This window comes from Desulfovibrio sp. (genome assembly GCF_035644575.1).
Classification (GTDB): domain Bacteria; phylum Desulfobacterota; class Desulfovibrionia; order Desulfovibrionales; family Desulfovibrionaceae; genus Desulfovibrio.
In genome coordinates this window covers 23,852-32,282 of the sequence record NZ_DASQOG010000051.1, presented here as the reverse complement: position 1 = coordinate 32,282, position 8,431 = coordinate 23,852, and the positions used below count along the sequence as shown (strand labels likewise).

8 protein-coding genes are annotated in these 8,431 nt (G+C 58.2%); 4 read left to right on the top strand and 4 right to left on the bottom strand.

The annotated features are described in order from the left end of the window. Positions 1–79 precede the first annotated feature (79 nt). On the top strand, positions 80–2,173 hold the full coding sequence (locus VEZ52_RS02405) for a cytochrome c3 family protein (RefSeq protein ID WP_324835375.1): 2,094 nt from the start codon (positions 80–82) through the stop codon (positions 2,171–2,173). Positions 2,174–2,270: 97 nt separating this feature from the next. Here VEZ52_RS02405 and VEZ52_RS02400 read toward each other — a convergent pair whose 3' ends face one another. Next, positions 2,271–3,329: a 4Fe-4S binding protein gene (locus tag VEZ52_RS02400; RefSeq protein WP_324835374.1), complete on the bottom strand. Its 1,059-nt coding sequence runs from the start codon at positions 3,327–3,329 to the stop codon at positions 2,271–2,273. A gap of 365 nt (positions 3,330–3,694) precedes the next feature. On the opposite strand from VEZ52_RS02400, the gene VEZ52_RS02395 reads away from it, so the two are divergent. From VEZ52_RS02395 to VEZ52_RS02385, 3 genes are read left to right on the top strand one after another with little or no spacing between them, the layout of a single operon-like run. Next, positions 3,695–4,675, top strand: coding sequence for a methionine ABC transporter ATP-binding protein (locus tag VEZ52_RS02395; protein ID WP_324835373.1), 981 nt, complete (start codon positions 3,695–3,697; stop codon positions 4,673–4,675). Next, on the top strand, positions 4,672–5,367 hold the full coding sequence (locus VEZ52_RS02390) for a methionine ABC transporter permease (RefSeq protein WP_022658505.1): 696 nt from the start codon (positions 4,672–4,674) through the stop codon (positions 5,365–5,367). The genes VEZ52_RS02395 and VEZ52_RS02390 overlap by 4 nt, the downstream gene beginning before the upstream one ends. 51 nt (positions 5,368–5,418) lie before the next feature. After that, on the top strand, positions 5,419–6,195 hold the full coding sequence (locus VEZ52_RS02385; protein ID WP_240824687.1) for a MetQ/NlpA family ABC transporter substrate-binding protein: 777 nt from the start codon (positions 5,419–5,421) through the stop codon (positions 6,193–6,195). Between the two features lie 108 nt (positions 6,196–6,303). Here the strand turns inward: VEZ52_RS02385 and VEZ52_RS02380 are convergent, their stop codons facing one another. The 3 genes from VEZ52_RS02380 to VEZ52_RS02370 all read right to left on the bottom strand — a co-directional run bounded on the left by VEZ52_RS02380 (position 6,304) and on the right by VEZ52_RS02370 (position 8,415). Then, positions 6,304–6,528 carry a YgdI/YgdR family lipoprotein gene (locus VEZ52_RS02380; RefSeq protein WP_298992721.1) on the bottom strand — a complete coding sequence of 75 codons (225 nt, stop codon included), beginning with the start codon at positions 6,526–6,528 and terminating at the stop codon, positions 6,304–6,306. A gap of 185 nt (positions 6,529–6,713) precedes the next feature. After that, the gene (locus VEZ52_RS02375; RefSeq protein ID WP_324835372.1) at positions 6,714–7,283 is read right to left on the bottom strand and encodes a hypothetical protein; all 570 of its coding nucleotides are present in this window, start codon (positions 7,281–7,283) and stop codon (positions 6,714–6,716) included. A 100-nt stretch (positions 7,284–7,383) separates the two neighbouring features. After that, complete coding sequence (locus tag VEZ52_RS02370) at positions 7,384–8,415, bottom strand: acyltransferase (RefSeq protein ID WP_324835371.1); 1,032 nt, start codon at positions 8,413–8,415, stop codon at positions 7,384–7,386. Between the last annotated feature and the right edge of the window lie 16 nt (positions 8,416–8,431).

Sequence of the window (8,431 nt, the reverse complement as noted above, 5' to 3'; positions counted from 1 at the left end):
TGTGGTGTGCGCCCCGTTGCCAGTTTGCACGGTTGCTGCGCTGATGGTTTTTCTGATCAAAGTCCCCAAGGGGGAGTTAATGCGAACCATATGTAGTACAGCCCTCGTTTCTGCTTGCGCCATGCGGTTTGTGGCTGCCAGCGCGTTGGTTGCTGCGGCGCTGTGTTTTTCTGCTGTTGGTGTTCAGGCTGCTTCCGCGCCTCTGGCGGGCAACACCATCTACCTTGGCGGTCAGCGCGCCAAGGAACTGAAAATGCCTGTTGTGGCCTTTGACCATGCGGCCCACGCCAAGGCCAACGCCTGTGCGAGCTGCCACGCGGCTAATCCCGGCGTGGAGAAGAACAGCGCGGGCCTGCCTGTCAATATTATGCAAACGCCTGTGTTCAGCGCTTTTGCGGGAGTCAATTCCAGCGATCCTGCCGCGCGCAAGGAGGCCTTTCATGCGGCCTGCGCCACATGTCATGCTCAAAAGGGCACTGGCCCGTCCCTTGCGCAGTGCCGCGACTGTCACAATGTTGCCGATGCCGCTAAGCTGCCCGTGCAAAAGCCTTACAAACCGCAGATGGACGCCTCCCTGCACCAGCGGCATCTGACCTCCGGCGCGTTTCCCGTAAAGGCGCAGCCCGGTCTGGCCCCCGGTGCAATACTGGCAGAGAATGATTCCCAGCGTTGCGTGACCTGTCACCATGCCAAGGATTTTTCACCCACCTTGCCGCCAAATATCGATTCGTGCCGCACCTGTCACGAAAGCGGCCCCGGTTCGGCGCTTGCCACCAAAGATGCCGCCTACACGCCGCCGCCCCTGCGCGCCGCCGCGCATGAAGTGTGCATGAAGTGTCACGCCTCGCTGGCAGAGCAGAAGCTGCCGCACGGCCCTGTGGACTGCGCCACCTGTCATGATAAGGCGCGCTTTGAGGCCTTGCCCCGCTTTGAGGCCAGCCCCTCCATCATGACCATGAACAGGCCCACGGGCGTGGTGCTGACCGACAAGGTCACGCCGCCCCAGGTACCGCTTTCTCCTCTGTATCCGCAGGGACCAAAGTGGCCTACGGTTATGCCTGCCGTGCCTTTTGACCACGGCCTGCACGAAAGGGCGCTCAACTGCGTGGATTGTCACCACACCAGCGTCAAGCAGTCGTGCATCACCTGCCACACTCCCAGCGGCGACCCCAAGGGCAAGAATATCCCGCTGGCGCAGGCCATGCACTCTGTTACGTCCAAAAATTCCTGCGTGAACTGCCACACCAGCCTGACCACCTCCGCGCCGGAATGCGCGGGTTGCCATACGCCAAGGCCCGTGAGCAAGAGCGGCAGCAACTGCGCCTTCTGCCACCGCGCCGCCCCCGGCGTGAAGGGCACCATGGGGCTGATGCTGCCCAGTAATCTGCCTTCGCCTCAGGCCGCCGCAGCGGCGACCACAACAGGTACGGCTGCCGCCAATGGAACCGTTGGGCTGGATGCCCCGGCCCTGCCGCAAAATCTGCCCGCCCAAAATGCACAGCAGAACGCCAAGCTTGCGCCTTCGGCAATCCTGCTGCCAGTGGACGCTGCGGTGAAGGCTGCGCAGCAGTCTGCCGACGCTTCGGAAGCAGCGCTTGCGGCTTCGGCCATCCTGCTGCCGCCGCCGGACAAAAATCAGACTACAAAGCCCGACCCGGCAGCCAACGCTGCTGCGGCCAAGGCTTTGCAACCTGCGGTAACGCCACCTCCTGCCCAAAGCGCTCAACCCGCCGCTGAGGCGTCTGACGCGCCCAAGCTTGGGCCTGTTTCTGACGGTCTGCCCGAAAAAGTGCGCATAGAGCTTATGAGCAAGGAGTTCCGCCCTGTGGACTTTGCCCATGCGCAGCATCTGCAAAAGCTGCGGGCTGGCATTGGCCGCAAGGCCGCAGGCCTGCAAGGCATGCATGCCAAGGATGGTCTGGAGTGCGCCGCCTGCCATCACAACAGCCCGCGTCTTAAAGAGGGCATGACGCCGCCGCGCTGCGTTTCGTGCCATCCCGCAAACCTGCCCGCTGGCGTAACCACCATGCCGGACGGCAGGCCTCTGCTCAAGGCTGCTTACCACCAGCGCTGCATGGACTGCCACACGCGCATGAAGCTTGAAAAGCCCCGCGCAACGGATTGTCAGGCCTGCCACATCAAGCGCGACCCGGCGGAAGCTCCGGTCTGGTAAAAAAGAGTTAAGGCCCAATCATAAATGAAAGCATGGCGGCAAAGGGAAAACCTTTGCCGCCATGCTGTTTTTATAAATCCCTGAGGCGAATGCGCGCTTATCCGCCGAACTGGATCATATGGAAGCGCCGCAGCATGGCCGGGGGAATTTCTGAAACCCAGTGCCCGGTGCTCACGGCCCACAGGTAGGCGGCAAAAAGCAGCACAAGGCAGCCAGCGGCAACCGTCCAGAAGGGCACGCGGCTGCGGGCAGCGGAAAGGTGGAGGCAGTCTTTTTGCGGGCAGGCCTCAATACAGGCGGTGCAGCCAAGGCATTCCGGCGAATTGACGCGGGTTTTTTCGTGCACGGCGATGGCCGAAGGGCAGGCGCGCTGGCAGCGGCGGCAGCTCGTGCAGGTAGACGCGTTGCGGCGCACCGCCACAGGGCTTGCCAAAGCCAGAATTCCCAGAAACGCCCCGTAAGGGCAGAGAAAGCGGCACCACGCATTGCGCGCCACCAGCGAGGCCGCCACAATGACGCCAACCACAATCAAGGTAGTGGTTGAAGCCCGCAAAAAGAAAAACAGCATGCTGGAATCGGCCACCATATTGAATGGCGCGCCCATGAAGGAATCAATTTCGTCCACGCTCATGGCAAAAAAACTGAAATAACAGAGCAATGCCAGTGGAATATACTTGATGGCCTGGAGTGCCAGCTCCAGCTTGCGCGGCGGATTGCGGTTCAGGCCCAGGCGCTCGCCCAGGCGGCTCAGCAGGTTGGAGGCAAGGCCCACAGGGCAAATATAGCCGCAAAATCCCTTGCGGAACAGCAGAGCCATGAGGGCGATTGCCAAAAAGAGCGTCAGTCCGGCAGGGTGTACAACGTCCCACATGCCGGTTTCAAACAGGCGGCGCGCGGCCATGAGTTCACTGATGGGCAAAAAGCCCTCCACTGAGGGCGGTTTGGGCGTGAACGTCTGGCTTTTTCCCGTGGCCCACTGCACGTAGAGGTAAAAATTCCAGCCCACCCAAGCAAGAAAAATGGCGAAGGCCCCCTGTATGCCGCGCCGCAGCAGGGTGGGGGTGAGGCGGCGTTTGGGAGGCTTGGTTGCGAGGGGGGTATACTCTGGCGCTGTGGGCTGTGCGGCCTTTTGCGCGGAATCGGCAGATTGGTTCATAGCGGAATATCCTTTCAGACTGTTCAGGTAAACAATTGCGCCACTGGTTGTGTCACCATTGCGTATGGCTGTCCATGACCGGCATCACATGCAGGCTGGCATCCATCGGTGCAGGGGCGGCAAGTGGAGGCGGCAACAGAAATGCGCGTGAGGTAGCGGATAATATCCGCATGAAGAAACACATCGCGGGCCTTGTTTGCCCCTGCGCGCCGCCGCAGGCGGGGCCTCCGCTGGCAGCTTGATTTTGAACGCCGCCTTGGGGTAGAATGCCGGGTTATTCATGCTGTGCCTGCGTGAATTCTTTACTTTCGCGGACAAATATCGCATTGTCTGGCGACACCGAAAACAGGCTCAGGAACCATCGCATGATTCAGGTAACCAATCTTGGCAAGCTCTACGGAAGTCACCTTGTGCTGCAAGAGATCAATATGCACGTGCACGAGGGGGAGATTTTCGGCATAGTGGGGCATTCCGGCGCGGGCAAGTCCACCTTGTTGCGCTGCCTTAACGGCCTGGAACTCTACCAGATGGGCAGTGTCAAAGTTATGGGCGTTGAAGTTGCCTCCCTTGAAGGCACGGCCCTGCGTATGCTGCAAAGCAAAATGGGCATGATTTTTCAGAATTTCAATCTCATGTCCCGCAAAAACGTGTTCGACAATGTGGCCTTTCCGCTTTCGCTGTGGGGCGTTGCCAAGCGCGAAGAACGCGTCATGGAGCTGCTTGAGCTTGTGGGCCTTGCCGACAGGGCCAAGCAGCGTGTGCAGAGCCTGAGCGGCGGGCAAAAGCAGCGCGTGGGCATTGCCCGTGCGCTGGCGCTCAATCCCCGCGTGTTGCTGTGCGACGAGGCCACCTCCGCCCTTGATCCCAAGACCACTTCGTCCATTCTCGACCTGCTGGAAGACATCAACAAGCGGCTCAATCTCACCATCATCATGGTCACGCACCAGATGGAAGTGGTCAAACGCCTCTGCCACAGCCTGCTTATGCTGGATGGCGGCAAAACCGTGGCCATGGGCAAGACGGAAAATCTCTTTCTGTCGCCCACCAAGGAAATGCAGGCCATGGTGGAGGACGAGTATACGCTTATCCCCGGCGGCACCAACATCCGCCTCATGTTTCCGCGCGAAATTTCGCAGCAGAGCGTCATCACGCAGATGGCGCGCACCCTGGAAATCGATTTTTCCATCGTTGGCGGCAAGCTTGAACGCTACCTTGACGATGTGTTTGGCTTTCTTATCATCAACGTGCAGGACAAAGACCTGGACGCAGTGCTGCTTTATCTGAAAACGCAGAACCTGTTCTGGGAGATTCTGGCCTATTCTGAAAACGCGGGTGAACAAGCATGATTGAGAACATGAGCGGCCTTGCGGCCTACTACCCGCTGTGGGAGCGGTTTCTGGACAAGCTGCCGGAAATTATTACGGCAACGTGGGAAACGCTGGACATGGTGCTGCTCTCCACGCTGTTCTCGCTCATTTCGGGCTTTTTGCTGGCTATCCTTATGATCGTCACCAATCCCATCGGCCTCAAGCCCAACCGTTCGGTATATCAGGCCGTGGATTTTGTGGTCAATCTGCTGCGTTCATTCCCCTTTATTATTCTGCTTATCGCGCTCATTCCCTTTACCCGTTTTGTGGTGGGCACCTCCATTGGCAGCGCGGCGGCCATAGTGCCGCTGACCATCGCGGCCGCTCCTTTTGTGGCGCGGCTTATCGAAACCTGCTTTCTTGAGGTGGACAGGGGCGTTATTGAGGCTGCGCGGTCTTTTGGGGCCAGCAACACGCAGATCATTTTTCGCGTGCTGATTCCTGAAGCCTTGCCTTCCATTGTGCTGAATGTGGCTGTTATCGCCATTACGCTGCTGGGGTATTCGGCCATGGCCGGAACCGTGGGCGGCGGCGGGCTGGGCGATCTGGCCGTCAAATACGGCTACAACCGCTTTCAGGTCGACATCATGGTGTATTCGGTCATTATTCTCTGCCTTCTCGTGCTGCTTATTCAGGGCGTCTGCAACTTCCTGTACAAGATTTTGCGGTAGGCCTGCGGCGGCGTGTGAGCTTTTTTACCCTTTACCCTTGCAGGAGCGCTTATGAAACGTCTGCTTTTGTCTCTGGCCATGGTTCTGGCGCTGGCCGCCCCTTCGTTCGCCGCTGAAGACATTGTTGTCGGCGTGACCCCCTTCCCGCATAAGGACATTATGCTGGCGGCCAAGCCCCTGCTTGCCAAGGAAGGCTACAACCTCGTCATCAAGGAATTTACCGACTACGTGCAGCCCAACATGGCGCTGGCCAGCAAGCAGCTCTTTGCCAACTTCTTCCAGCACGAACCCTACCTTGACAACATGAACAAGGAAAAGAAGCTTGACCTTGTTTCCATCGGCAAGGTGCATATCGAACCCCTGGGCGTGTACTCCAAGAAGATCAAAAAGCTTGCCGACCTCAAGAAGGGCAACAGCGTCTCCGTGCCCAACGATCCCACCAATGAAGCCCGCGCTTTGCGCCTGCTGGAAGCCAACGGCGTGATCACCATCAAGCCCGGCGCGCTCGTTACCGTGGCCGACATCACCAAGAACCCCCTTGGCCTCAAGTTCCACGAGCTTGACGCGGCCCAGCTGCCCCGCACCCTGGACGATGTGACCGCCTCGGTCATCAACACCAACTTTGCTGGCGAAGCCGGTCTGGTGCCCTCGCGTGACGCCCTTGTGATGGAAGGCAGCGAATCCCCCTACGCCAACATCATTGTTGTGCGCAATGAAGACAAGGACAGCCCCAAGGCCAAGGCCCTCATGAAGGCCGTGCAGTCGCCCGAAGTTAAGGAATACATCCAGAAGAATCTGGTTGAACGCGGCATCGTGCCCGTGTTCTAAATTCCGTTTTACGGCATAAAGTAAGGCAGCCGCCTTACGGTTCCTGATGGAGCTGTAAGGCGGCTGCTCTTTTGCACCCTTGCCGCGCTGGGCGGTAGGCAAAAAACGCTAGGGCAGGGGACGAACCTGCTTCAAGTCTTCGCGGGGGATGGTGTGGGTTTTGCCTGTGTCGTCCTCAAAGCTCACGGAATCGTTTTCGGGATTGATAACGGGCTTCTTGGTGCCGATGTAGATGGTGTAATCCTTGGTAACGGCGATGTACTTGGAGCCGCATGCCGTAAGCATGAAGGTGCTTACCAGCAGCAGGGCAAAGATCATGGCGCTCTTTCTCATGGCTAGGTATCCTTGACGGTTACAAAAAATTCGGGCCTGCGAGCAGGCCCATACATGATGTGTTAAAGCGCATGCTCCCCTTCTGCCCTCTTGTCAATATGCAATCTGCAAGAGCATTGGGCGCAAGCGTGGTATCTGCAGATGTCACGCGCACATGGGAACGCCGGATCAATGTTCGGAAAAATTTATGCCGCTTCTGTCTGTTTTGTCCGCAACTGCCGCAGATAGGCCGGGTACCATTGGGTGAACACGGCTACGCCCATAAGCAAGGTGTAGGAAATCAGCTCATAGGCAAGTTCTGAAAAAAAGAGCTGCTTCATTTTGAGCCACGCCAGCAGGGCATTGCAGGTGAAGGCTCCACCCCAGACAGAAGTAATAATCATGTTAGTGCGCAGAAAAATAGGGGAATCCCAGAGCGCCGCATCGGTGTGATCCCTCGCGTAATCGAGGGTAAACGGCTTGCGCATGACCACCCCTGCCCATGTGCCAAGCGCCAGCGCGCCATTGGCCAGCACGCCCATGTACCGCACTGTCCACATGTTCTGGAAGCCGATCACAAGTATGGATGCCGTGCTGAAAAAGGCCAGCCCCACCCACAGTATCACCCCACGATGCAGCTTGAGCACTCCCATGAGAATGCTAAGGGCCAGAGCGATGCCAAGGCCAAGCTCCAGCCGAAACATGCTGCCGTGCGCGATAATCAGAAACGACAGCCAGGGCGCAAAGGCCAGCACCAGCTTCAAGAACCCCATCATGGTATTCCCTCCAAAAAAATCATGGCGCAGTGCCGCAATACATGCGCATTAGGGATTAAGATTCAACGCATAGGGGGGAAACGCCTGATCCTGAATGCTGTTATAGTCTTATACCCAGTTTTTCTTCCAGCTTGCGGCTGGCAATAACAATGGCCGTTGTTACGGTCAGGGTAATGGCAATGTTCAGCAGCACAAAGGCAACGGGCGGCAGCTGCAACGGCTTGTAAAGCCACATGAAGACCAGCAGGGGAGTGGGCAGGTGAAAAAGATAAAAGCGAAAGCCGTTGCGCTCAAACCATGCAAAAGGCGCAAACGACTGCAACAGCGGGTACAGCCCGGCTGTGAGCAAAAACATATGATACACCAGCAGGGCGCAGAGCAGGGACACGATCCATCCGCTCACAGGCGCGCCCGCATAGGGCCACAGCAAAACGATCAGAGCCGTGAGCCCAAGCCCCAGAGCCAGCGGGCGGGCGCGGCACAAGGCATTGAGGGCCTCGTGATTTCTGAAAGCCACAATGCCCATGTAGTAGCAAAGAATGAACGAAGGCGCTTCCCACAGGCAATACCACTTGAGCCAGCCGCCATAATTCTGCAGGCACAGTGCGGCCACAAGGGCCACCATGCCGCCGGTAAGGGCCGTGTCGCGCCCCAGCTTTTGCAGCACCCACAGGGCGATAATCCAGAAAAGGGTGATCCAGAACAGCACCAGCAAGAACCACAAATGGTCTGTAAACAGGCCGAGCGAGACGGATTTCCACGTTTCAAGCAGGGTTGCGTCCGCCGGATGCCCAAAAGCGGGGATGGAAAAGAGCGTGTAGAGCGGGGCTATCCAGAGCATGCCCACGCCAAACCAGGGCAGCAGGAGCCTGCGCCCCCTGTGCAGCGCGTGTTGCAGGGGGGTGCGTTTGCCAGCATCCCACGAGGCGGCAAACAGAAAGCCCGAGGCAAACATGAAACTCTGGATGATGGTAGAGCCTGAGATGGCCGTGAACAAATCTGCCCAGGGCTGCGGGGTGTCCGCATAGAGCTTCCAGAACGGAAAAGGCGTGGCGTAAAACATGACGCAGTGCATGACCACAACCAGAAAAAGGCATTTGGTTTTCAGCAGGGCAATGTGGGGATAGTACATTGGGGTCGGCCTTGGT